Annotated in this window: 24 protein-coding genes and 1 other RNA gene; 9 read left to right on the top strand and 16 right to left on the bottom strand. The window is 31.6% G+C overall.

Annotated features, from left to right (window positions below; translation table 11 throughout):
- Positions 1-34 precede the first annotated feature (34 nt).
- From gldG to AC1XJX_RS05255, 5 genes are all read right to left on the bottom strand, one after another.
- Positions 35-1,702, bottom strand: a complete 1,668-nt coding sequence (gene gldG / locus AC1XJX_RS05275; RefSeq protein WP_482002921.1) for a gliding motility-associated ABC transporter substrate-binding protein GldG — start codon at positions 1,700-1,702, stop codon at positions 35-37.
- Positions 1,695-1,946 (bottom strand): hypothetical protein, encoded by a 252-nt coding sequence (locus AC1XJX_RS05270; protein WP_482002920.1) that lies wholly within the window; start codon positions 1,944-1,946, stop codon positions 1,695-1,697. The genes gldG and AC1XJX_RS05270 overlap by 8 nt, the downstream gene beginning before the upstream one ends.
- A gap of 230 nt (positions 1,947-2,176) precedes the next feature.
- Positions 2,177-2,896 (bottom strand): gliding motility-associated ABC transporter permease subunit GldF, encoded by a 720-nt coding sequence (gldF, locus tag AC1XJX_RS05265; protein WP_482002919.1) that lies wholly within the window; start codon positions 2,894-2,896, stop codon positions 2,177-2,179.
- A 54-nt stretch (positions 2,897-2,950) separates the two neighbouring features.
- Positions 2,951-3,247 (bottom strand): putative quinol monooxygenase, encoded by a 297-nt coding sequence (locus AC1XJX_RS05260; protein WP_482002918.1) that lies wholly within the window; start codon positions 3,245-3,247, stop codon positions 2,951-2,953.
- Between the two features lie 20 nt (positions 3,248-3,267).
- Positions 3,268-4,161, bottom strand: a complete 894-nt coding sequence (locus AC1XJX_RS05255) for an SAM hydrolase/SAM-dependent halogenase family protein (protein WP_482002917.1) — start codon at positions 4,159-4,161, stop codon at positions 3,268-3,270.
- 144 nt (positions 4,162-4,305) lie between these two features.
- Between AC1XJX_RS05255 and AC1XJX_RS05250 the strand changes: the two genes are divergently transcribed.
- Positions 4,306-5,259, top strand: coding sequence for a PhoH family protein (locus AC1XJX_RS05250; RefSeq protein ID WP_482002916.1), 954 nt, complete (start codon positions 4,306-4,308; stop codon positions 5,257-5,259).
- 147 nt (positions 5,260-5,406) lie between these two features.
- The gene (locus AC1XJX_RS05245) at positions 5,407-6,354 is read left to right on the top strand and encodes a phosphoribosylaminoimidazolesuccinocarboxamide synthase (protein WP_482002915.1); all 948 of its coding nucleotides are present in this window, start codon (positions 5,407-5,409) and stop codon (positions 6,352-6,354) included.
- Positions 6,355-6,665: 311 nt separating this feature from the next.
- Here AC1XJX_RS05245 and AC1XJX_RS05240 read toward each other — a convergent pair whose 3' ends face one another.
- The 5 genes from AC1XJX_RS05240 to rlmD are packed head-to-tail and all read right to left on the bottom strand — an operon-like array spanning position 6,666 to position 11,303.
- A complete protein-coding gene (locus AC1XJX_RS05240) occupies positions 6,666-7,706 on the bottom strand; it encodes an agmatine deiminase family protein (RefSeq protein ID WP_482002914.1) in 1,041 nt (346 codons plus the stop codon).
- Positions 7,706-8,593, bottom strand: a complete 888-nt coding sequence (locus AC1XJX_RS05235) for a carbon-nitrogen hydrolase (RefSeq protein WP_482002913.1) — start codon at positions 8,591-8,593, stop codon at positions 7,706-7,708. The genes AC1XJX_RS05240 and AC1XJX_RS05235 overlap by 1 nt, the downstream gene beginning before the upstream one ends.
- A gap of 45 nt (positions 8,594-8,638) precedes the next feature.
- Complete coding sequence (locus tag AC1XJX_RS05230) at positions 8,639-9,322, bottom strand: DUF6048 family protein (RefSeq protein ID WP_482002988.1); 684 nt, start codon at positions 9,320-9,322, stop codon at positions 8,639-8,641.
- 7 nt (positions 9,323-9,329) lie between these two features.
- Positions 9,330-9,872, bottom strand: a complete 543-nt coding sequence (locus tag AC1XJX_RS05225) for a DUF6452 family protein (RefSeq protein ID WP_482002912.1) — start codon at positions 9,870-9,872, stop codon at positions 9,330-9,332.
- A gap of 18 nt (positions 9,873-9,890) precedes the next feature.
- Positions 9,891-11,303 (bottom strand): 23S rRNA (uracil(1939)-C(5))-methyltransferase RlmD, encoded by a 1,413-nt coding sequence (gene rlmD, locus AC1XJX_RS05220; protein WP_482002911.1) that lies wholly within the window; start codon positions 11,301-11,303, stop codon positions 9,891-9,893.
- Positions 11,304-11,530: 227 nt separating this feature from the next.
- Between rlmD and rocD the strand changes: the two genes are divergently transcribed.
- Complete coding sequence (gene rocD, locus AC1XJX_RS05215; RefSeq protein ID WP_482002910.1) at positions 11,531-12,811, top strand: ornithine--oxo-acid transaminase; 1,281 nt, start codon at positions 11,531-11,533, stop codon at positions 12,809-12,811.
- Positions 12,812-12,869: 58 nt separating this feature from the next.
- Here the strand turns inward: rocD and AC1XJX_RS05210 are convergent, their stop codons facing one another.
- The 3 genes from AC1XJX_RS05210 to AC1XJX_RS05200 all read right to left on the bottom strand — a co-directional run bounded on the left by AC1XJX_RS05210 (position 12,870) and on the right by AC1XJX_RS05200 (position 15,424).
- Complete coding sequence (locus AC1XJX_RS05210) at positions 12,870-13,196, bottom strand: CCC motif membrane protein (RefSeq protein ID WP_482002909.1); 327 nt, start codon at positions 13,194-13,196, stop codon at positions 12,870-12,872.
- 9 nt (positions 13,197-13,205) lie between these two features.
- Positions 13,206-13,427, bottom strand: coding sequence for a DUF2752 domain-containing protein (locus AC1XJX_RS05205; RefSeq protein ID WP_482002987.1), 222 nt, complete (start codon positions 13,425-13,427; stop codon positions 13,206-13,208).
- A 119-nt stretch (positions 13,428-13,546) separates the two neighbouring features.
- Positions 13,547-15,424 carry a T9SS type A sorting domain-containing protein gene (locus AC1XJX_RS05200; protein WP_482002908.1) on the bottom strand — a complete coding sequence of 626 codons (1,878 nt, stop codon included), beginning with the start codon at positions 15,422-15,424 and terminating at the stop codon, positions 13,547-13,549.
- A gap of 169 nt (positions 15,425-15,593) precedes the next feature.
- Between AC1XJX_RS05200 and AC1XJX_RS05195 the strand changes: the two genes are divergently transcribed.
- Both AC1XJX_RS05195 and AC1XJX_RS05190 read left to right on the top strand, forming a co-directional pair.
- Complete coding sequence (locus AC1XJX_RS05195) at positions 15,594-15,794, top strand: LPXTG cell wall anchor domain-containing protein (RefSeq protein ID WP_482002907.1); 201 nt, start codon at positions 15,594-15,596, stop codon at positions 15,792-15,794.
- Positions 15,795-15,799: 5 nt separating this feature from the next.
- Positions 15,800-16,363, top strand: a complete 564-nt coding sequence (locus AC1XJX_RS05190) for a Smr/MutS family protein (RefSeq protein WP_482002906.1) — start codon at positions 15,800-15,802, stop codon at positions 16,361-16,363.
- Here the strand turns inward: AC1XJX_RS05190 and AC1XJX_RS05185 are convergent.
- On the bottom strand, positions 16,360-17,259 hold the full coding sequence (locus AC1XJX_RS05185) for a hypothetical protein (protein ID WP_482002905.1): 900 nt from the start codon (positions 17,257-17,259) through the stop codon (positions 16,360-16,362). The genes AC1XJX_RS05190 and AC1XJX_RS05185 overlap by 4 nt on opposite strands.
- Positions 17,260-17,359: 100 nt before the next feature.
- Here AC1XJX_RS05185 and AC1XJX_RS05180 point away from each other — a divergent pair, with 100 nt between their 5' ends.
- On the top strand, positions 17,360-18,499 hold the full coding sequence (locus tag AC1XJX_RS05180) for a cysteine desulfurase family protein (RefSeq protein WP_482002904.1): 1,140 nt from the start codon (positions 17,360-17,362) through the stop codon (positions 18,497-18,499).
- Here AC1XJX_RS05180 and AC1XJX_RS05175 read toward each other — a convergent pair.
- Together AC1XJX_RS05175 and AC1XJX_RS05170 are read right to left on the bottom strand one after the other, a co-directional pair.
- Positions 18,496-20,958 (bottom strand): TonB-dependent receptor, encoded by a 2,463-nt coding sequence (locus tag AC1XJX_RS05175; protein WP_482002903.1) that lies wholly within the window; start codon positions 20,956-20,958, stop codon positions 18,496-18,498. The two genes, AC1XJX_RS05180 and AC1XJX_RS05175, sit on opposite strands and share 4 nt — an antisense overlap.
- Positions 20,959-20,971: 13 nt before the next feature.
- A complete protein-coding gene (locus AC1XJX_RS05170) occupies positions 20,972-22,657 on the bottom strand; it encodes a M23 family metallopeptidase (protein ID WP_482002902.1) in 1,686 nt (561 codons plus the stop codon).
- Positions 22,658-22,832: 175 nt separating this feature from the next.
- Here AC1XJX_RS05170 and AC1XJX_RS05165 point away from each other — a divergent pair, with 175 nt between their 5' ends.
- The 3 genes from AC1XJX_RS05165 (at position 22,833) to ssrS (ending at position 23,598) form a co-directional block, all read left to right on the top strand.
- Positions 22,833-23,123 carry a hypothetical protein gene (locus AC1XJX_RS05165; RefSeq protein ID WP_482002901.1) on the top strand — a complete coding sequence of 97 codons (291 nt, stop codon included), beginning with the start codon at positions 22,833-22,835 and terminating at the stop codon, positions 23,121-23,123.
- A gap of 15 nt (positions 23,124-23,138) precedes the next feature.
- The gene (locus AC1XJX_RS05160; protein WP_482002900.1) at positions 23,139-23,432 is read left to right on the top strand and encodes a cell division protein ZapA; all 294 of its coding nucleotides are present in this window, start codon (positions 23,139-23,141) and stop codon (positions 23,430-23,432) included.
- 59 nt (positions 23,433-23,491) lie between these two features.
- Positions 23,492-23,598: non-coding RNA, 6S RNA (ssrS, locus tag AC1XJX_RS05155), on the top strand.
- The last annotated feature ends 56 nt before the right edge of the window (positions 23,599-23,654 follow it).

Raw genomic sequence — 23,654 nt, 5'->3', positions numbered from 1 at the left:
TAGAGTCTATATTTGGAAACAAACTTATTAACATTTAAGAGGCGTATTTTTTCTTTCTAAAGTAATTAAACACGATTCCAAAAACACCAAGTAATACTAATGGTAATGTAATGTTTATAAGTTGCCACTTGGTTTTTTCTGCTGCTATTTTTTGTTGATTTAAGAAGGTAACAGCTATTTCTTTTGAACGAATGTTTATAAGTCCGTTATCATCTAAAAGGTAATTAACCGTGTTTAGTAAAAATTCCTTGTTACCATAAGTTTGCCCAGTCCATCTATCAAAACCTAACTCTTCTGGTCCATTTCTACCCACTTCATTTTTTATAATATCGCCATCTGCGATAACCACCATTTTTGTTGATACACTTTTATTTTTTTCGTTAGAAAGTTTAAAGGGTTTAATTCTGTTGGTATATACCGAATTAAACTCACCTTCTAATAAAACAGCCAGAGCTTGTTTTCCTTTGTTAAAACTTACAGGATTTTGCTCTTGAGTTACTAAATTTAAACTAATTTCTCGTGGCGTGCCTTCCAGTTTTGTTAACTCGGCAGTTTCTAAAAGAATGGTTTTTTTAATACTATTTTTTAAGGTGTCAATTTGATTAGCAAAATCGAATTTCACCAAATTTAAATTATTAACAATAGGATGTTTGTTGTTGGATATTGCTAATGGCGAATATGGCCATCTAAGGTTTTGAAATTGTGATTCACTGCCACTTCCCATAGCTAAAGTAATGGGAGCAGAGTATAGTGTACTTGTTATAACAGGATTAATTCTAACACCGTATTTAAAGAAAAAATCTGTTAAATTTAATTCTCTAGCAATTGCAAAATTTTTCCCAGCATCGTTGTAAAGACTGTCCTTTTCAATCGCTACAGCATCTATAAGCCATAAGCTTTTTCCACCATTTATGGTAAATTGATCTAAAACCAACTTTTCTTCCTCTGTAAAGGCTTCAGTTGGTTTTGCAGATATAATTAAATCAAATTTCTCTAAATCGTTTAACGTTTTTTGTGGGGTGGCAGAAACACTATCTAATGTAAAAGGTGCTATAAGGTAATATTCGCCAATTTTCTTTAAAAAGTTTGCAATGTATTTATCTTCAAGTTGTTTATTACCTTTTAAAATGGCAATTTTTTTATTTTTAGGTTTTGTAAGTTTACTAAAACCATCAGCAAAAGCATACTCTAGGTGTTGTACAGAATTTGAAACTAATTCTTGCTGAGTCGCACCAATTTTGTTTTTAACTAAAGGGATAATAACCGTTTTCTCATTAAAACTGGCCAATGCCCAAGGAAAAATAATGGCTTGAGATGATTTGCCATTTTCTTGAACACTTAATTGCATCGGTGTTAATCCGCGTTGTGTTAATTGTTGTATGTTTCGATCTCGAGTTGTTTCATCCTGCAACGGATTAATAAAATTGAAACTGATTTGATTGTTTACCGCTGAAAATTCTTCTAATAATTGTTTAGTTTCATTTTGAAGACGTCTAAATTCAGAAGGAAAATCATCACCATCTAAAAAAATATCTATCACAACGGGCGATTCAATATCTTTTATAATATTGATAGCAGATTCGCTTAAAGTATAACGTTTATCTGTAGTTAAATCAAAACGTTTGTAGAGTTTACTGCTAATAAAATTTAAAGCTATTACCGCAATGATTATTAATGATATGTATTTTAAATTTTTACTCAAATTTTTGTTCTAATTGATATTGTTTAACGGTTTTAACTTTATTGTCATTAAATTCAAATTCAATACATTCCTGTAAATTATTTAGAGCACCTGGTTTAAAGCCTAAATTATAGTTCCATTTATCAGAAGAATTTGCTTTAATGGAATCATCCCAACCATACCATTCGCTTTTACCTAAAGCACTTTCAACATCCTTTTTTGTTTTCCCAATAAAAAGGCTGTCGCTTATTATATGTCCACTCATTTCATATCTAAAAGCTGGCTTTTTATTCCAAACTTTAGACTCAAAATATTTTTCATGGTGGTAACTACTAAAAATATTTAATAGCGGGTAAAATACAAAGTAATAAATTATGGGTGTTAACAAAACACTAATTAAAAAACTAAGCCATTTGCGTTTGTCAATAGTGTTGGTAAATAGCCAAACCAAAACAAAAACGATAACCAAAAAAACGGTAAATAGAGGCGTTAAAATCATCTTTTTTCTTTATTGATATTTAGTTTAGTTAGCATCAAAAATAAAACAGTAACACTTAAAAAGTATACAATATCTCGCGTATCCAATACCCCACGACTCATACTTTTATAGTGCAAACTCATACCCAATTGTTCTATGGTATTGCTTGATATAAAATCTGCAACACCTTCAAAACCAATATAAAATATAAAACAAATAAAAACAGCTGATATAAATCCAACAATTTGATTGTCTGAAAACGTAGAGGCATAAACACCAATAGCAGTATAAGCAAATATTAAAAATAATAAACCAAAATAGGAGCCAAGGGTGCTACCCATGTCTAAATTACCAGGGGGATTTCCTAATTTGTATACAGAATAAACATACAACAGAGTTGGCAATAAGGCAATAAGTATTAATATAATAGCACCAAAATATTTGCCTAAAACAATATTAAAATGCGAAATGGGTTTGGTAAGTAAAAGTTCTAAAGTTCCTTGTTTTTTTTCATCTGAAAAACTCCGCATGGTAACCGCTGGAATCAAGAAAATTAAAATCCATGGGGCTAATAAAAAGAAGGATGATAAATCGGCAAACCCGTAATCAAGAATATTAAATTCTCCTTTAAAAAGCCATAAAAACAAACCATTTAAAACTAAAAAAATAGCAATAACTAAATAGCCAATAGGAGAGGCAAAAAATGAGTTTATTTCTTTTTTTAAAATTGCTAACATATTTTTATTCTAACAACAAATGTATCAATTTGTTTGGCATTACCTAAATTATAATTATTTCAAGCTTTCTAGTTTTTCAACACTCCACGCCTTTGCAGGTTTGCTAAAAAGTGGTTTTGTTTTAGACCACACTTGGTTGAATAACTCAGATTTCCGGTAGCCTTCTAAAGCATCTTCATTTTCCCAATGGCTGTAAGTAAAAAAAACGCTGGTATCGTTTTTATCTCTATATAATTCTAAAAACTGGCAGCCTTCAAAATTTCTAATCTGCTGTTTGGTATCATTAAAATTAGTAAGAAATGCTTCTATATTTTGTTTATAAAAACCCATTTTAACTATTCTAACTATCATAAATTAGTTTTATTTTAATATTAAAAATCAGTTGCTTTTGAAATATTTTGCTGAATCTCCAATCCTTTAGGCACGATAGGAGACGCAATAAAATTAACACTTACAGCATCCATCAAACCTAAACCTAAAAGAGTAGAAGCACTTCCTACAGTTGCACTATTACTTTTATAAACAGCAATTTCTAAAAAATTACCAGAATTAAAAACCAACAACTTTCGGCCTTCATCATATCGTTTGTTCTCTGGTATATCAAAATTTACAATGTCGCTGTACTTTTGATGTATTTTTTTAAATGTATAATTTCTCGCTGAAATTTCAAAGGCCCTACCTTTTTGAATACTTTCAAAAAAACTACGTTTAATATTGGTTACCACATTGCCGTAATTATCAATATAAACAACACTACCTATTATTTGTGTTTTATCATCGTTTACAAATGGCACAATGTTTTTAATAGGCTTAATTTCATCAATAGTTTTTCCAATAACCTCCAAAGTACCACCTCTAGCAATGTGGCAAGCTACTTTTACAAATACATCTAAAACAGGAAAGCTAGTTTGTATTTTATCGTGGATGTTAATTTCAACAATTTTTTCTGGAGCAATTTCAGAGCAAATCATACTCATAATACCATTATTGGCACAAATAAAATAATGATCGTCTAGCTTAATAGCTATGTGTTTATTTTCAGGATTTATTTCAGAATCAATCCCAATGATGTGAATGGTTCCCTTGGGGAAACTGGTATACGCATTTTGAATAATATAAGCCGCTTCTGGAATATTAAAAGGCGATACAGAATGCGAGATATCAACAATTTTTATATCAGATAACTCACTATAAATAGCGCCTTTTGTTGCGCCAGCAAAGTAATCTTTTTCACCAAAATCGGTAGTTAATGTTATGATCGCCATTGGCAAAATTGTTGATATGTTTTTTTGAGAGTATCTCTCAAATTTATGTATTTTTGGTCTTGACGCAAAACTAATAAATCATTTTGTCTGATTATGCATAAATTTCAATTAATCAAACGAAAATTTTAAATTAAAATTACGCCTTTGAACGAAATCATTATCGAACTTGAAGAGATATCTCCAAAAGAATTTTTTGGAGCACAAAATGCCAACATTGAACTCCTTAAAAAATATTTTCCTAAACTTAAAATCGTAGCACGCGGTAATAAAGTTAAAGCCTTTGGCGACGAAGAGTTGCTTGAAGAGTTTGATAGACGCATCACTATGCTTTTAAAGCATTTTACAAAATACAACAAGTTAGATGAAAATGCCATTGAGCGTGTTTTAACAAGCCAAACCAGTGATGATTACAACACCTCTAAAGAGAGTGGCGAAGTTATCGTACACGGTGTAGGCGGTAAGCTCATAAAAGCGCAAACAGCAAACCAGCGTAAAATGGTAGAGTTAATGCGTAAAAACGATATGGTTTTTGCCATTGGTCCAGCAGGTACAGGTAAAACATACACAGGCGTTGCGTTGGCAGTACAAGCCCTAAAAAATAAAGAAGTAAAGCGTATTATCTTAACACGTCCGGCAGTAGAAGCAGGCGAGAATTTAGGGTTTTTACCAGGCGATTTAAAAGAAAAACTAGACCCCTACATGCAACCACTCTATGATGCCTTGCGCGATATGATTGCGCCCGAAAAGTTGGCCATGTACATAGAAAATGGTACCATACAAATAGCACCCTTAGCGTTTATGCGTGGTCGTACACTCGATAATGCTTTTGTGATTTTAGACGAAGGCCAAAACACAACCCACGCGCAAATGAAAATGTTTTTAACCCGTATGGGAAAAAATGCTAAGTTTTTATTAACCGGAGATCCGGGGCAAATAGATTTACCACGTCGTACCATTTCTGGTTTAAAAGAAGCCTTACTAATTTTAAAAAATGTAGAAGGCGTAGGGATGATATTTTTAGACGATAAAGACGTTATTCGCCACAAACTCGTTAAAAAAGTAATAGAAGCCTATAAAAGTATAGAAAACAGAGATTAATTTTTTTTGAAGCAATCTCCCGCTTTCCGCTATATCTTTTTGCTTTTAGCAGCAAAAAGGATGCCGCTTCAATCGGGGCTAAGGCTTTCAAACTAAAAAGAAACTCATAAAACAAATAAACAAACCAACTCATAAACAACATTTAAAATGAGTAAAACCATCATCGATACCAATTTTAATTTTCCGGGACAAAAAAATGTTTACAAAGGAAAAGTAAGAGAAGTTTATAATATTAACAATGAGCAATTAGTAATGATTGCTACCGATAGATTATCCGCTTTTGATGTAGTTATGCCAAAAGGTATCCCATACAAAGGGCAAATACTAAACCAAATAGCAACCAAAATGATGGCAGCTACCCAAGATTTAGTACCTAATTGGTTAACCGCCACACCAGACCCCAACGTAGCCATAGGGCATTTATGCGAACCCTTTAAGGTAGAAATGGTAATACGAGGGTACATGAGTGGCCATGCAGCACGCGAGTATAAAGCAGGCAAGCGTATGCTATGTGGGGTTACCATGCCAGAAGGCATGAAAGAAAACGACAAGTTTCCAGAGCCTATAATTACGCCAGCAACCAAAGCAGAAATGGGCAATCATGATGAAGATATCTCGAGAGCAGATATTTTAAAGCGTGGTATTGTTTCTGAGGCTGATTATGTAGTACTAGAAGATTATACCCATAAATTATTTAAACGTGGCTCTGAAATTGCTGCATCACGAGGTTTAATTTTAGTAGATACCAAATATGAGTTTGGTAAAACTAAAGACGGACAGATAGTTTTAATTGACGAGATACACACCCCAGACTCATCACGTTATTTTTATGCCGATGGGTACCAAGCGAGACAAGAAAGTGGTGAGGCACAAAAACAACTCTCTAAAGAGTTTGTACGCCAATGGCTTATTGCTAATAATTTTCAAGGTTTAGAAGGGCAAACCGTACCATTTATGAGCGACGCTTACATAGAAACCGTAAGCGAGCGTTACATCGAGCTTTACGAAAACATTACAGGCGAAACTTTTGTAAAAGGCGATGTAAGTAACATACAAGCACGTATTGAAGCCCATGTTTTAGCCTATTTAAAATAGCTAAAAAAAACAAATAACTCTAAAAAAAAGATCTTGTATTGAGGTTTTTTTTTTAGAGTTATTTTAGTTGCGCTTATCGTCAAGATTTGAAATCGTTTTAATGTTTTATATCTAGTGATAAGCTAAGTTAGAATTTTCGTACTAAAAAATCAATACGTAGTTATACGTATTTTTAATAAGTTATCAGTTCTAGTGTCCAGATTATTATGTTAGGATGTCTTGGAGAACTCATCTTATAAAAACTTCTCTAATTCAAGTTTATTTAGTTTCACTTAACAAATCCAATAGAAGTAACATAAACTGGAAGTAAATTAAAAAGGTATTTGCTGGCTTAAGCAATGTAGCGTGCCAAAACCCCAAATAAAATCAGTGGCACTCATGCCAATTATGTGTCTATCAGGAAAACAGTTCGCAATAATATTTAGTGCCTCTCTATCATTTACATCATTAAAAGTAGGTACTAACACGGTTTTGTTAATTATTAAAAAGTTAGCGTAACTTGCAGGTAGCCTAATACCATCAAAATCTAATCGTTTAGGCATTGGTAACGTGATGATTTTTGGTTTTTTACCGTTTTCTAAAATAGCATTTTGGAGGCGATTTAGGTTGTCTTGTAATGGTTTGTAATTACTGTCTTTTTTGTCAGTTTCAACTACTGTAATGATGGTGTCTTCATTTACAAAACGAGCTAAATCATCAATATGCCCATGGGTATCGTCGCCTTCAATACCATTACCTAACCAAATAACATTAGTTACGCCTAAGTATTTTTTAAAAACGGCTTCATAATCGGTTTTTGTAAAACCTATATTTCTAATTTGAACAGTCGGGTGAAGCAAACATTCCTCTGAAGTTATAAGCGTTCCTTTACCATTAACATCAATAGCACCACCTTCTAAAACAAAAGGGTTGTTATTATAAACAGCTTGCTCTAAGGGTATGTTTAAAAAGTGAGATATTTTTTCAGGAACGTGTTTGTCTAGCTTATAATTTGAGTATTTAGCCCAACCATTAAAATTAAAGTTGATGGCTTTTCGTTGTGTACCGTTTTTTACAATAATTGGACCCGAATCTCGCATCCAACTTCTGTTAGTTTTATGAATAATAAAAGACACCTGTTTTAAATTAACATGAGCCTTTTCAAGCATATTTTGAACTTTGTTTTTTAGTTTTTCGTTTGCTACTACTAAAAAAACAGTTTCAACGGACGCTACTTTTTTAATAAACTCTATAAAAGCCCATTGTACAGCTTCATATTTCCCTGGCCAATCGTTACCGTTATGAGGAAAGCATAATAACACACCTTGTTGTTGTTCCCACTCTGCTGGAAATATCCAATTTTTAGTATTCATTAATCAATAACTCTTTTAGTGATGTCACCATATTTATCAATACGTCTGTCACGTAAAAAAGGCCAGTTTTGACGAACGTTTTCTTGTAACTTTAAATCTACTTCAGCTATTAAAATTTCTTCTTTATCAACAGAAGCTTGCGCTAAAATTTCACCTAGTGGTCCTGCAATAAATGAAGAACCCCAAAATTCGATACCATGTGTATCTGGTAGGTATTTTTCTAAACCAATGCGATTAGCTGCGGCAACATAAATACCATTAGCTACGGCATGACCCCGCATAACATTCATCCAAGCACCTTGTTGGTTTTGGCCAAATTCAGCTTTTTCTTGAGGATGCCAACCAATAGCGGTTGGGTAAAATAAAACTTCAGCACCTTGTAAAGCTGTTAATCTGGCTGCTTCGGGGTACCACTGATCCCAACAAATTAAAGTACCAATATTTCCTTTTTTGGTAGGGAAAGATTTGAAACCAATATCGCCAGGTGTGAAATAGAATTTCTCGTAAAAATGTGGGTCATCCGGAATATGCATTTTTCTGTATAAACCGGCTTCAGAACCATCCGTATCAATAATATAAGCGCTGTTATGATAAACCCCAGCCATTCTTTTTTCAAAAAACGGGACAATAATAACAACTCCTAACTCTTTTGCTAAAGCACTAAAAGCATTAAAAGAAGTGCTGTATAAAGGTTCTGCAAAAGCGAAATTATCAACATCTTCACTCTGGCAAAAATAATGGCTACTATAGAGTTCCGGCAATGATATAACTTCAGCTCCTTTTTTAGCAGCATCTTTTACCCAATGTATACATTTTATAAGATTATTTTCAGGAGTATTATTTAGGTTTAGTTGAATAACGGCAATTTTGTAAGTGTTTTTTTGCATTACTAAAAATTGAATAATTATTGTAAAGATATTATTTTATACGAACTATTTTGTTTTCTGATACAAAGGGATTCTATATGATAGAAAATAACTGTAGCCTGTGCCGATGTTGCTGCTATCGTAGGTTTTACCAAAACCAGGAATATAAACGGTTTCAAAATTATTAGGTTCGCTCTCTGCAACTAGCATTTTTAATTGCACATTTACGCCCATATACAAATTATTAAATAGTTCTACTTTTAAACCCAATATGATTTCTGCCCAAAAAGCTGTTAAACCATTAAATTCTTGTGTGGTATTTGAAGATAATTGTGGTGCCCAGTATTGATTAGTGCTGTATATACTATAGCTATTTAAATCATGACTAAACGAACTGGCTCCAACACGGAAACCAAAATAAATCATATTATCCATATCAAGCCAATTTTGATACGAATTGTAATCGATACCACCTTTTATGTAGCTTCCTTTTGTAGTGATATCGAGATAATCGTTGATGGTATTTTTATTTTCAAAACCTATTTCACTGGCAATGTAAAGTTTCTTTTTTAAGCGAAAATCGGCCATAAGTTCGAAACCGCTATAATCATCATCAAAAAAGGAACGGGCCAATTTACTTAAATCGCCACCAATACGAAGTCCGTATTTTTCTTTTATGATTAAGGAGTCTTTTGGTGTGCTCATAATGCTGTCATTTTGTGCATTAACAAACACACAAAAAACTAACATTAAACCGCTAATGAAATATGTTAAAGTGGGCTGTTGTTTCATCTTCTACAGATTGGTTGGGATTTAATGGTTGTTGTGAAAGTATCCAATTATCACCATCATCTTCAATGGTTAAAGTAACGTTTTCAAAAATTGTTTTATAACCACATGCACGCGATACATAAACTTCTCTACGACTATAACTAAGTGTAATTACATCTGCATTGCCATTATAAAAATCGTCTGTTGTATCATCTGGTGTCCCGTTATCGTTTAAAGAAGCATCTTGAATAAGCACATATTGTGTAGAGTTTTCATCGGTTTTTAATGGTAAAACAAGCTCATTAGTAGTTACTATGTTATATCCAGTTAAAATGAAATCGTTATCAATTCCAGCAGCAAGTAATCCGAATACATTTTTACTGCTTTCTTGATTTTCAAAATCAAACATATCTATAATAACACGAGGTGTCGTAGGTGTGCTATCCGGACAAATATCATCACGTTCGCAACTGCTTGATATAACAGCTATTAATATTATTGGAATTATTAGAATTTTAAAGTATTTCATTTTTATTTTTAATATCAATTAACGACGCTCCAAAAGCACTACATTTTCTACATGAAACGTTTGAGGAAACATATCAACTGCTTGTGTTTTTATAACTTTATATTGCGCATCCATTAAGGCTAAATCTCTAGCCTGTGTTGCACTGTTACAACTTACATAAACCACTTTTCTTGGCGTGATATTTAATATTTGTTGTACCACATCTTTATGCATTCCATCGCGAGGTGGATCTGTGATAATGACATCTGGGTCTCCATGCGTTTTAATAAATTCTGCGTTGAAAATATTTTTCATGTCTCCTACAAAGAATTCAACGTTATTTATATGGTTTAATTGTGCGTTTTCTTTTGCAGCAGTTATAGCATCTGGAACCGCTTCAACACCAATAACCTTTTTAGCTTGTTTAGCAACAAATTGTGCAATAGTACCAGTACCTGTATATAAATCGTAAACCAACTCATTCCCTGTTAATTCTGCAAAATCTCGTGTTATTTTATACAATTCAAAAGCTTGTGCTGAATTGGTTTGATAAAAGGACTTGGCGTTTATTTTGAATTTCAAACCTTCCATTTCTTCAAAAATATGGTCATTTCCTTTATAACAAATCACTTCTTGGTCGTAAATCGTATCATTGGCTTTTCCATTAATAACATATTGTAAAGAGGTAATCTCTGGAAAAGTTTCAGAAAGAAAATCGAGTATTAATTCGCGTTTTGCTTTATCTTCTTTAAAAAATTGAATCATTACCATAATATCTCCAGTACTAGACGTGCGAATCATCATTGTACGCAATAAGCCAGTTTGGTTTCGGGTATTAAAAAACTCTAATTCATTTTCAATGGCAAATTGTTTTACACTATTTCTTATCGCATTTGATGGGGCTGCTTGAAGATGGCATGTGTTTAAGTCTAAAATTTTATCCCACATACCAGGGATATGAAACCCTAGAGCATTTTTGTCTCCTAAATCTCCTTCTGATTGAATTTCTTCCAAAGTTAACCAACGGCTATCACTAAATGAAAACTCCATTTTATTGCGATAATAATATTGGTTTTCACAACCTAAAATTGGCGTTACTTCGGGTAGTTTTAAATGTCCAATCCTAGTTAAGTTATTAGTTACTTCCTTTTGTTTATAGTACAATTGATGCTCATAGGCCATGTCTTGCCATTTGCAGCCGCCACAAACACCAAAATGCTCGCATAGGGGTTGTGTTCTTTTGTCAGAAAGTTTATGAAAAACGGTTGCTTTTCCTTCGTAATATGCCGTTCGTTTTTTAAAAGTTTGCACATCTACCACATCACCTGGTACTGCATTTGGTAGAAAAATAACTTTCCCATCAGGTGCTTTTGCTATAGTTTTTCCTTTAGCGCCAGCATCTAAAACCTCAATATTTTCAAAAACTTGTTTTTTTGCTCTTCTTTTAGACATGCTGCAAAAGTAATGAAAGGATTGACTATTATTGAAATATGATTTATGATTTTTTTTTGATGCTTTAATTTAAAACAATACACTTTTTTAATATTTTATATAGCAAAGAATATTTAGTAACTTGCAAGCCCTAGGGATGATTTCTCTCCCACGCTGCTTTTTCGGATACTTCGAAAGAATAAAGGTACAGTAGGAATGGTTATTTTATAAATTTAATTTAAATTAAAATGGCTGTTTTAGACCAATTAACTTCGCAACAAGCGATCGATTTAGAAAACAAGTATGGTGCGCACAATTATCACCCACTGCCAGTTGTGTTAAATAGAGGAGAAGGTGTGTATGTTTGGGATTTAGAAGGTAAAAAATATTATGATTTTTTATCTGCTTACTCCGCAGTAAATCAAGGGCATTCTCACCCAAAAATTGTTAATGCAATGGTGCATCAAGCACAAACATTAGCCTTAACATCTCGAGCGTTTCATAATGATATGCTTGGGAAATACGAAAAATTTGCCTGCGAGTTTTTTGGATTTGATAAATTGTTACCAATGAATACAGGTGCTGAAGCTGTTGAAACTGCTTTGAAACTTTGTAGAAAATGGGCTTATGAAGTAAAAGGTATTCATGAAAATGAAGCCGAAATTATTGTTTGCGATAATAATTTCCACGGGCGTACTACCACTATTATTTCATTCTCAAACGACCCAGTAGCACGAGAAAATTTTGGTCCATATACTAAAGGCTTTATAAAAATTGAATACGATAATATAATTGCTTTAGAAGATGCTTTAAAAAGCAACCCAAATGTAGCAGGTTTTTTAGTAGAACCTATACAAGGTGAAGCTGGTGTTTATGTTCCAAGTGATGATTATCTCATTAAAGCTAAGGCCTTATGCGAGCAATACAATGTATTATTGATAGCTGATGAAGTGCAAACTGGTATTGCGCGTACCGGACGCTTATTAGCAACCTGTGGTAATTGTTCTTGTGAAAATAAAAACTGTTCGAACTCTCCTGATGTAAAGCCAGATGTTTTAATTTTAGGTAAAGCCATTAGTGGAGGTGTTTATCCAGTATCAGCTGTTTTAGCAAATGATTCTGTTATGAAGGTTATTAAACCAGGAAATCACGGCAGTACTTTTGGTGGTAACCCAGTTGCTGCTGCAGTTGCTATGGCTGCTTTAGAGGTTGTTAGAGATGAAAAACTTGCTGAAAATGCGTTTATTTTAGGCAATTTATTTAGAAGTGAGTTGAATAAATATATAGCTACCAGTAAAATAGTTAAACTAGTAAGAGGAAAAGGTTTGTTAAATGCGATAGTTGTTAACGATGATGAAGCAAGTGATACAGCGTGGAAAATTTGTTTAGCATTGCGAGATAATGGCTTATTAGCTAAACCTACCCACGGTAATATTATTCGTTTTGCTCCACCTTTGGTTATGTCAGAAGATCAATTACTCGATTGTGTAAGCATTATAACTAAAACACTAAAAGCGTTTGAGAAATAATAATTAATAATAAAGAAGGCGACCATTTGTCGCCTTCTTTATTTGAAAAATATTAAAATTATTGATTTTGATATTGCTCCATTATTTGTCTAGATTGTTCCATCATTTCGTCCCAACCAACAGTTGAAATTGAATAGATTACTTTTGCTAAGTACAAAATATTAATTATTAAAATCACTAATGCTACAATTTTAGCAGTATTCATTGATTTGACACTTACAGGTTCATAATTTTCAGGGTTTTGTTTAACTACATTTAATTTGTTGTAAGCAATAATAAAAGCTATTCCTGCAAGTATAAAACCAAGGCCACCAAAGCAGCAGCATAAAAGACCTAAAATAGCTAAAACGTAGACAAGTGTTGGGTTGAGTTTTTGTTGTTCCATGTGTAATTTTTAAATGATTGTTTTAATAATATAACTAATAATGATTGTAGCCACTGAAATAATTGCCAGAGAGCTAATAACTAAATTTGATTTTTTAAACTTAAAGAAAAAATTTATTCCTATGAAAATAAATAGAGCAATCAAGCTATAAATAGCAGGATACATGTAAAAAGCTTCTGTAAATTCTCCTTGAAAAATTAAATGAATAGATCTCTGAATGCCACAACCCATACAATCAAAACCAAATAATTTTTTGGTTAAACAGGGTAGCATATAATTTTCCATAAAATATAACAATAGAAATCGTATTTGCTAAAATACTAAAAGCACCCTGAGAAATAAAAAAAAGGTTAATTATTTTTATTATTTACTACTATTTTTTTAGTGAAAATTTGGTTGTTTGAAGATTCAATTTTCACAATATAAACACCATCACTAAATTGCTGAGTAGAAAAAATATATTTCTTACTATCTGAATTGATATTTTGCGTTAATACTTGTTTTCCAGAAATATCAAATACCTCAATAGATTTAATACTGATTCTATTAGGGTTTGCTATTTTTAGTTTTGATAAGTTGTTGTTTTGAAATATTTTATATTCTAAAATAGATTTATTTTCAATATTTAAAATGTTTTTTTGGAAAGTGATTTCAAAACGATTATCATAAGTGCCTTTGTTTAATATCACTTCAAAACTACCATTTTTTAAATCTGTAAATGTGTTATTTTCATTATCAAAAAGATAAACGTTTACATTTTCAGGGATGTTAATAAGTTCACTTATTTTTATACTGAATTGTGTATTGTTATTTTCAGCCTTTAACCCTAAAGATAATCTTTCAGTCTCATCATAATTAATAGATTTAATAACTAGCTCTTTTTCTTCAGAAATAAAATAAGCGTCATCTTTTAAATTATTTATATTTCTCCCGTCGTAAAAGCGATTATAAGTGTTATTATTAGGAGTACTCTTTCTAAAAGCAATTACATTTACCTTGTAGAAGGTATTATTAATATGTGTATGCAATCTTATCTCGGGAATGATAGTTGGGTTTTCAAAAATAGCTTTATAGTTAACCCCATTGTGTGACATAACTTTAAAATCATTACTTTGAGTAACTGTTTTTGAAGTTTTATTTTTTGCAAAAACAGAACCATTTCCAATTGGGCTAGAATCTTCAGGTAAGTATAGCCTCATTGAATTATTAAATTCTGCGTTTCCTCCAGCACCATTACTTGTAATTACAAACCCTTGGCCTATAGCAGCATATCTTCTCTGGTTATTTGAGCTAAAATCTGTTGTATTTCCAGAAGTATTAGCGTTATTGCTACCATTATCATTATAATTTACAAAAGCTGCTGGTGCATAAGTTCCATTATCAAATAAATCGCCCAAAGGACCAGGAGTATAAACACCATATCCACCTTCGTAATCCTCCAGATAATGAGAGTTTTTTTGTTTTTGTTCCCAAAAATAAATTTCGCCATTCAATACTGTTTGATTATTAACTGAATTTGCGAAAAATAATTTCAAATCTAAAGCTGAAGGGTAAGGATTTCCTGTTAAAGTTTGGGCAGTATTGGGTATCCCAGATGGTTGATTATCTACACCATCAAAAATACAACTAACTGAAATATTGCCATTGTTTGGTCTGCCTCTAAAATCTAAAATATTATTAACGTTCGGACTTCCTTTAAGCGTAAAACCATAACCGGTTTCAATATTTCCTGTATCAAATTCTTGTTTCCAACTCCAATAACCTTCACCATTTTTATAACTATATATCCAGTAGTTGGAGAGTTCTGTAGCTGTGCCGTTATAGGCTGAGGTAAATAAATATGGAGATGAATTAACATTTGAAAAATCTGTTTCATCCTGTGGATCATGAATGTTAGAACCATCAAAGTCTACATTGGCTTGAGTAATCCCATTAATACTAACGCCTACCGGTGAGCACCAATAATTGTACTCGTAAACATTTGTTGTTTGATTTTGGTAGATTGATAATTCTCCAGCATCAGAATTTTTAGAGTCTATATTTTGCAAAAGCTGCGCATTATCTCTAAAATAAAGATTAGAAGTTGAAGTCTCAAGTCGAATATCATCATTAACAAAAACAACAACATTTTTGGCGTATAGATAACTATTGTCAGCAACATATAAGTCTTGACTAATAACAATATTCAATGAGAATAATAAAATTGTGAGAGCAATTTTCTTAAGCATGAGATTTGAGAGTGTTGGAACTTAGGTGCGAAAATATAAAATTTTCTTAATAAACCATGAAAAAAATACATTTAATCGTTATTTAATGTATTTTAACGATAAAATATTTAAATAAACTATTATTTTTAAGCAAAAAAAATAACGTAATTTCGTCTTTAAATAATAGTTTATGAATTATTTAAATTATGCTTTAATAATAGTAGGAGGATTTGTTGCTATGTTTGCTAAAACAGGAACTTCTCAAAACCAATACATTTTAATGAGTGGTATCGTTTTATTGATGATAGGTGTTTACAGAATTTCTAAAACCATACCTAGTAAAACTGAAAATGAAAAAGATGATTCTAATTCTATGGACTTTAAAAAGTAATAATTATGACTTTTAAGAAAGGTGATTATGTTTTGGTTTTGGATGATGATTTATCTGGTGTTGTAAAAAAATCGCTTAATAATACCATTACTATCGAAACTGATGATGGTTTTTTGATTGATTTTAAAAGTAACGAGTTGGTTTTAAGACAAGGGAAACAAACCTTAAAAACAGATATTTTTTCTCATGATAGTTTAAGTAGTGTTGTTTTAGAAAAAGAATCAAATCAAAAAAGAAAACAGCCAAAAACTAAAATTAAAGAGAGGTTTGAGGCTACTATGGAAGTAGACTTGCATATCAATCAGTTAGTTAAATCTTCAAAAGGCATGACTAATCATGACATGTTAACTCTCCAAATTGAAACGGCTAGAAAACAACTTGATTTTGCAATCAATAAACGAATTCCTAAAATAGTATTTATACACGGTGTGGGAGAAGGAGTTCTTAAACTAGAATTAGAGTATCTTTTTGGTCGTTATGGTAATGTGAAATTTTATGAAGCCAATTACCAAAAATATGGTTTAGGAGCTACTGAAGTTTATATTTATCAAAATGCCACTACAAGTTAGTTAAAAACTGGTGTTATTGATCTCGAACTGGACGTTAAACTATTTTGTAAAACACCAAATTCAAGTGGGTCTTGAGATAGAAAAGTAAGGCTTACTCCACTAAGTTGAATTACAACCGAGTATGTTTGTAATATTGTATGTTGTCTGTAAGAGGTTGCAGGTACTGTATTTGCTACATCTGGGTTTAAAAAATCAGCTCCAATTTCGGGGTTGGTGATATCATTAGCCGGATTATTGTCTTGTGATGCATTTTCTTCATCACGTGTTAAAATACCATCCCCATCATCATCACTATCAAGATAGTCTGGTATACCGTCCAAATCAGAATCTTGAGCATCACTATAATCACCGTCTCCATTAGGATCTGGGTTTTCATTAGCTGTAAAAATATTGTCACCATCGTCATCTACATCAATGTAATTTGGCAAACCATCACCATCCGTATCATCGTCTTCTAAATTACCATTCCCATTTATATCCTCAGAAATTGCTAAAACGCCATCATTATCATCCTCCATAAGTGTTGTTGTAATATTAGCAGTACAGGTATCACTTTCATCTAATGTAATATTTACTTGAGGTGGTATGGCACTACAAAATAAATCGTTTGGTAAAGAGGCATCACTATAGGTTCTATAGTAAAGTGTTGCAGATTTTTGATCTGTAAACGTTTTGTTATCTCCAACAGCAAACATCTCTTCTAAAGTATAGTCGCTTATTAAAATTGATAATGTTTCAGAAGGATCTTCTTTTATTTTATAAAGTACAAGATCTGATTCTCCACAAGCTAAAAAAGTTTCACCAAATTCTAAATCAATCGTAATAATATCACCATCATCACAAGAATTATTAGTTATTAGACTAATTGATAAAACGATAAATAAGAGCTTTCGCATAGTACTTGGGTTTTAGGCAAAAATAATGGAATTGTTAATTATAACGTACCTTATTGGTAATAATTTTATTTCAAGTATTTTTGTTTCTTAGATTATTTATATGCAAAACGTTTATTTTGATAATGCGGCAACAACACCAATGCGAGATAATGTGATTGAGGTTATTATTGAAGTTATGAAAAATAATTTCGGAAACCCTTCATCTTCACATAGTTTTGGTAGAACATCTAAGGCTTTAATTGAAAAATGTAGAAAAACCATTGCTAGCTATTTAAATGTTTCTGCAAGTGAAATTATATTTACTTCTGGTGGAACAGAAGCTGATAATTTAGTTTTAAAAAGTGCTGTAAATGATTTAGGTGTTAAACATATAATTACATCTAAAATTGAGCATCATGCTGTTTTACATACTGTTGAAGAGCTTCAAAAACAGCAAAATATATTGGTAAGTTTTGTGAATATAGATACTAATGGATCTATTGATTTTAATCACTTAGAAATCTTATTGCAAACCGAACATAAAACTTTGGTTAGTTTAATGCACATCAATAATGAAATTGGAAATATTTTAGATTTAAAACGTGTAGCGCTTTTGTGTAAAACTAATAAATCCTTGTTTCATAGTGATGCTGTTCAATCGATTGGTCACTATAAGATGGACTTACAAGATATTCCAATTGATTTTTTAGCAGCAGCAGCACATAAGTTTCATGGACCAAAAGGTGTAGGTTTTGTATTTATTAGAAAAAACTCTGGCTTAAAACCTTCAATCTTAGGAGGTGAGCAGGAGCGTGGTCTTAGGGCTGGGACTGAAAGCGTTCATAACATAGCTGGTATAGAAGTCGCTATAAAAAATGCTTATGATAATTTGGATGAGGAATCAAATTACGTAAAAGCTTTAAAACAATATTTTATTGAAAGACTATTAAAAGATATTCCTAACATAACGTTTAATGGTTGTTCAAACGATTTTGATAAAAGCACTTATACGCTTATAAATGTTTGCTTACCTGTTTCTCCTGAAAAAGCTAATATGTTATTGTTTCAATTAGATTTAAAAGGAATAGCTTGTTCTAAAGGAAGTGCTTGCCAAAGTGGAAGTTCCCAAAAATCGCATGTTTTAGCAGCAATATTAAGTGATGAAGATTTACAAAAACCATCCATTCGTTTTTCATTTAGTATTTACAATACAAGAGAAGAAGTAGATTATGTTGTGAGTGTTTTGAAGGAATTTATTTAAAACTTCATGGTAGTTCTCACATTAAATACACGCGGAGTTAAGTAATTAGGGATAGCATACTGACGCTTGCTATATACATCTCTTACCCATGTGTTTGTAATAGAGTTTTGCACATCAAAAATATTGAAGATTTCAAACCCAAAAGAAAGTTCTTTAAAAGGTTTTTTCCAACCATTTTTAAATTGTCTTTTACCATCAACCATAACAAATTGCAAACCTAAATCAGCTCTATTGTAAGCTGGTAATCTGTTTTGATATTCATATGGGTCTGCATAACTTGGAGATCCACCTGGTAAACCTGAATTATAAACTAAGTTTAAATAAATCTTAAGGTTGGGTACATTAGGAACATAATCTTGAAATAATGCCGCAAATTTTAAACGTTGGTCTGTTGGTCTAGCTATAAAGCCTCTATTATCAATATTTTCTTCTGTTTTTAGATATCCAAAACTAAACCAAGATTCGGTTCCGGGTACAAATTCGCCATTAAGTCGCATATCTAAACCATAAGCGTATGCCTCAGCGTTATTTGAAGCTCTATATCTAATTCTAACATTTTCTAAAGTGTACGGATTAACATCGCTCAAGTTTTTATAATAAACCTCAGAGGTAAGTTTAAATGGTCTGTCCCACATTTTAAAACTATAATCATTTCCTAGTACCACATGAAACGATTTTTGTGCTTTTACATTAGGTTGTACTGTTCCACTGGCATCCCGTAATTCTCTGTAAAAGGGTGGTTGATAATATAAACCTGTAGCCACTCTAAAAAGCATATCTTTTTTCCAATTAGGCTTAATAGCAAATTGCGTTCTTGGACTAAAAACAGTTTGATTTGAACGGGTAATATTGGTACCATTTACAGACCAATTATGAACTCTTAAACCCGCATTATACCAAACATCAGCAGAGCCTAACGAGCTTCTTTTGCTCCATTGCGCATAAGCTTGTAGTCTATTAATTTGTGTGTAATTTGTAGCTCTTACATTTTGAAAAGGTTCTAACGGACCCGTAAAAGGAATATATGGTTGCTCGTTAGTTGGTATAGTTCTTGGCGGCCTAATCGAAAAACCTGCCGAGTCTATAACTTCCCACTCAACTAATCGATCGCGAATATCTTCGTTGGTATATTTAACAGACCATTCAATTCTATTGTCATTAATTAAATAATCACCTTTGTGTTCAACATTAGTAATAAGCGCATCTAAATCATTTCTACCATGATTTAATTGGCTTCCAACGCCTTCACTAAATTCAACTTCACCTAAATTTTCATCTCCAATATTGGTGTTCACTTCACCTAATCTATATTGTGCTAAAATATCAAAATACTCTTCCTCTGTTGTGTGATAAGTTGATGCTATTAAATGCATTGTTAAGTTATCATTCGCAAAATAAGTACCTTTAAAAGCACCAAATAAAGTTTGGTATCTATCTTTTTCTTGGCCTTGATAAAACACTAAAAGTGCAATAGGCTCAGCGAGTGTTCCAAAATTAGTTTGACGAGTTAAGGGTTCGTAATCATAAGTATTTAAAGAAGCATTGCCTAAAAAACTTAAATTAAATTTATTGGAAAACTTATAAGTAAAGTACCCTTGAGCATCTCCAAAAGAGGGGTTAAAATTTGTTTCGGTTTCTTTGGCGTTAACTAATAAACTGTTATCGCGATAACGCACACCTATAATACCCGAGAACTTATTGTCTTTACTTACATTTTCAATTGATAAACTACCACCTAATAGGCTTAAATCAGCATTTACTTCAAAATCATAAGGGTTTTTATAAGTAATATCTAAAACAGAGGATAATTTATCGCCATACTTAGCTTGAAATCCACCTGCTGAAAAATCAACATTCTGAACCAAATCAGTATTTACAAAACTTAATCCTTCTTGCTGCCCGGACCTAACTAAAAATGGACGATACACCTCAATACCATTTACATAAACTAAATTTTCATCGTAATTACCACCTCTAACAGAATATTGTGTACTTAACTCATTATTATTACTAACACCAGGAAGTGTTAAAAGTAAGTTTTCTACGCCTGCATTAGCTCCGGGAATTTTTCTGATAGTTTCTGGCTTTAAGGTAATAATCCCTTCGACTTCTTTTCTTCTATTATTTGTAATAATTACTGTTGCAATTTGTTCAATAGCCTGACTCATAACAGGATTAAATTCGTAAGATTCACCATTTTTTAAATTGAAAGTGCTTACTATTTTCTTATGAGATATATGAGTAAACTCTAAAACAATTTCCTGATTTGCGGGAATAGTTAATAGGTAAAAACCGTTTGAGTTAGTTTGAGTTCCGCTATTTAAAAACTTGATATTAACATTTTCAATAGGTTTATTATTTTCATCTAGAATAATACCTTTAATCTCAGCAGTTTGAGAAAAACTGATATTGAAAATGGTTAATAACAGAAAAGTGATTAAGAGAAATTTTGTTTTCAAAAGGCTTTATGGTTTATTTACGATAAAACAACGCTTCAAAAGTAGAATTATTTCCAACATTATCTGTAACAATTACTTTTAAATTATTTTTAGTATCGGTTACAACGCCATCGTTAAAATCGTAAGTTAAAGTTTTTGTCTTATAATCATATTCCATTAAAATCCATTTCTCGTTTACAGTTGCTCTAAAATTTGAAATACCAGAATCTCTGTCATCAATTTTAACTTTTAAGAAACGGTAGTTACTTAACCATTGGTTGTTTTTAAAATTTATAGGAGAAATAGTTGGTTCTGAGTTATCAGTTGCAAGCGCATATTTACCTAATGTTTTGGTGCTTGCAACTAAGCTATTTTTATTTCTTTTTGTAAAAATATATAATGGATTATTTTTATAACCAACTAGTCTAGCTATATAAAGTTTGTTAATATCCTCATTGTTGTAATTACTAACATCATAACTAATATTAAAGCTTTTCATAGCAGGTATATTATCTTTATGAAGCAAAAGCGTGTCATTTTTAACATCAAAATCTATATAAAAATCTTCATAAAAAGTATCTCTGTAAAAATCAACCGTTACGGATTCTTTTTTTAAAGTAGTTGTTTGATCAGTTTTTACCAAATAAGGAGTTGTTTTAATTGGTTTAGGTTCAGCAATACTATTTTTTGAGCCTTTGATGTTTATTGTTACCCATGACTCATTGTTTTTGTAATCGGCAATTCTTATTTTATAAACAGAGTTGGTGCTGTCTTCAACAGATAAAAAACCATTATTAAAATCTGAATTTAAAATTGTTAGAGGATTATTTTTTTTGAATAATTTCTGGATACGCTCTTTTTTTTCTATGTAATGTTTGTAATCAATTAATTGGTTAATATGTTGTGTTTCATCAAATGAGAAGCTTTTAAGGTCTATTTCAAAAATTCTATTCCCATTTACAAAGCTCTCAATATTATAAACACCATTCGAATTTGCTGCTAAATCCTGTCTATCAAAAGTTTCAATACCAAATCCAATAGTACCTATGGCTTCAATACTTTCGGTAGTATAATCTCCATTTTTAAGAGGAATTAATCTTAGTTTTTGTTTTTTATTTGAATTATTAACAAATGAATTTTGATCTAAAGGGTATGCGTAAATAGCATCTACAATGGGGTTAGTAGTATCTTTTATATCAATTCCAAAAAGCATGGGGTTAATAGGACGCTCTTGTTTATCTCTTATTTCAAAATGCAGATGTGGTCCACCAGAACCACCCGTATTTCCACTATAAGCTATTAGACTTTCTTTTGTAACAGGAAGCACATCTGGAGTTGGAAATACTTCAATTTCATAAGATTCCTTTTCGTACTGAAGTTTTTTAACATAAGCTTCAATATTTGGAGCAAAATTTTGTAAATGTGCGTAAACCGTCGTGTATCCATTTGGATGCGAAATGTATAAAGCTTTGCCATAGCCAAAATGAGACACTTTAATTCTACTTACAAAACCATCAGCCGAAGCTAAAACCCTTAAGCCAGTGCGCTGTTGCGTTTTAATATCTAGTCCAGAATGAAAGTGATTAGAACGAATTTCTGCAAAAGTACCGGCTAATATAACGGGAATTTCAAGGGGGTTACCAAAATAATCTTGAGGGTAATTATTTTGAGCATTTGTAAATAAGGTTACTAAAAGAAATAGAGACAGTATAAATTTCATATAAGAATATTGAGCTAAAATATTAATTTGAAGTGAATATGCCAACAATAAAACAAAAATCAATCCATTGTATTGAGAATTCGTCTATCGAAATGATTTTAAAATTTTATGAAAAAACAATTGTAATTTAAAAGCAGGTATGTTAACTTTGTGAGATAAGTATTGAAAATCATAAATGAGTAATATTGAAGATATTGTAGATTCTTTAGAAAACAAGATTAGTAAAGTATTACACAAATTAGAGCTTTTAAAACTTGCTAATGTGAAATTGAATGAAGAATTAGAAGTTTCCAAGCAAGAAATTTTGTCTCAAAGAAAGCACATAGCAAATTGGGAAGAAAAATATGAAGCTTTAAAAATGGCAAATACAATACTTGGCAGTGACGATAATAAAAGAGAAACTAAGCTTAAAATAAACGCATTAATAAGAGATATAGATCATTGTATTGGTCAACTTTCAGATTAAAGCAAAAAAAAATCAATGTCAGAAAAGCTTAAAATAAAGCTATCAATAGCTAATAGAGTATATCCTTTAACAATTGAAGCACATCAAGAGGAAGGATTGCGGAAAGCAGCTAAAAACATTGAATTAATGATTAAACAGTTTGAGCAAAGTTATTCTGTTCGGGATAAACAAGATGTATTAGCTATGTGTGCTTTACAATTTGCATCTCAAGTGGAACAGAAATCTATAGATAAAGCGAATGTTAATGAGCATGTTCAAGATAAGCTAAAAGCTTTAAATGATTTATTGCATTCACATTTAATCTCTTAAAAAACGTTCTTTAAAATAAATTAAAAGTTACTGCCTGCATTGGTTATTTTTTTTGATAAACTCAACGTTAATTCTTTAAAAAGGGTGAGTTTAAGTTGTAAAAGCATGCTGCCTTGAGCAGATACTTGATCAGCTTGTTAGCCCTAAACTTGTTTTTAAGGAGTTTATACAAAAATGTTATACTGGTGCAGGCTTTTTTATATACATAAATCAACTAATTAA

The organism is Flaviramulus sp. (genome assembly GCF_982512915.1).
Note: the sequence above shows the minus strand (reverse complement) of the source record. Positions and strands in the feature narration are given on the sequence as shown.

Excerpts from the sequence above, each read along its gene's own strand:
- AC1XJX_RS05270 (WP_482002920.1), bottom strand. The coding sequence starts at position 1,946 with ATGAGTGGACATATAATAAGCGACAGCCTTTTTATTGGGAAAACAAAA.
- gldF (WP_482002919.1), bottom strand. The coding sequence starts at position 2,896 with ATGTTAGCAATTTTAAAAAAAGAAATAAACTCATTTTTTGCCTCTCCT.
- AC1XJX_RS05260 (WP_482002918.1), bottom strand. The coding sequence starts at position 3,247 with ATGATAGTTAGAATAGTTAAAATGGGTTTTTATAAACAAAATATAGAA.
- AC1XJX_RS05255 (WP_482002917.1), bottom strand. The coding sequence starts at position 4,161 with ATGGCGATCATAACATTAACTACCGATTTTGGTGAAAAAGATTACTTT.
- AC1XJX_RS05245 (WP_482002915.1), top strand. The coding sequence starts at position 5,407 with ATGAGTAAAACCATCATCGATACCAATTTTAATTTTCCGGGACAAAAA.
- AC1XJX_RS05240 (WP_482002914.1), bottom strand. The coding sequence starts at position 7,706 with ATGAATACTAAAAATTGGATATTTCCAGCAGAGTGGGAACAACAACAA.
- AC1XJX_RS05235 (WP_482002913.1), bottom strand. The coding sequence starts at position 8,593 with ATGCAAAAAAACACTTACAAAATTGCCGTTATTCAACTAAACCTAAAT.
- AC1XJX_RS05230 (WP_482002988.1), bottom strand. The coding sequence starts at position 9,322 with ATGTTAGTTTTTTGTGTGTTTGTTAATGCACAAAATGACAGCATTATG.
- AC1XJX_RS05225 (WP_482002912.1), bottom strand. The coding sequence starts at position 9,872 with ATGAAATACTTTAAAATTCTAATAATTCCAATAATATTAATAGCTGTT.
- rlmD (WP_482002911.1), bottom strand. The coding sequence starts at position 11,303 with ATGTCTAAAAGAAGAGCAAAAAAACAAGTTTTTGAAAATATTGAGGTT.
- rocD (WP_482002910.1), top strand. The coding sequence starts at position 11,531 with ATGGCTGTTTTAGACCAATTAACTTCGCAACAAGCGATCGATTTAGAA.
- AC1XJX_RS05210 (WP_482002909.1), bottom strand. The coding sequence starts at position 13,196 with ATGGAACAACAAAAACTCAACCCAACACTTGTCTACGTTTTAGCTATT.
- AC1XJX_RS05205 (WP_482002987.1), bottom strand. The coding sequence starts at position 13,427 with ATGGGTTGTGGCATTCAGAGATCTATTCATTTAATTTTTCAAGGAGAA.
- AC1XJX_RS05200 (WP_482002908.1), bottom strand. The coding sequence starts at position 15,424 with ATGCTTAAGAAAATTGCTCTCACAATTTTATTATTCTCATTGAATATT.
- AC1XJX_RS05195 (WP_482002907.1), top strand. The coding sequence starts at position 15,594 with ATGAATTATTTAAATTATGCTTTAATAATAGTAGGAGGATTTGTTGCT.
- AC1XJX_RS05190 (WP_482002906.1), top strand. The coding sequence starts at position 15,800 with ATGACTTTTAAGAAAGGTGATTATGTTTTGGTTTTGGATGATGATTTA.
- AC1XJX_RS05185 (WP_482002905.1), bottom strand. The coding sequence starts at position 17,259 with ATGCGAAAGCTCTTATTTATCGTTTTATCAATTAGTCTAATAACTAAT.
- AC1XJX_RS05180 (WP_482002904.1), top strand. The coding sequence starts at position 17,360 with ATGCAAAACGTTTATTTTGATAATGCGGCAACAACACCAATGCGAGAT.
- AC1XJX_RS05170 (WP_482002902.1), bottom strand. The coding sequence starts at position 22,657 with ATGAAATTTATACTGTCTCTATTTCTTTTAGTAACCTTATTTACAAAT.
- AC1XJX_RS05165 (WP_482002901.1), top strand. The coding sequence starts at position 22,833 with ATGAGTAATATTGAAGATATTGTAGATTCTTTAGAAAACAAGATTAGT.
- AC1XJX_RS05160 (WP_482002900.1), top strand. The coding sequence starts at position 23,139 with ATGTCAGAAAAGCTTAAAATAAAGCTATCAATAGCTAATAGAGTATAT.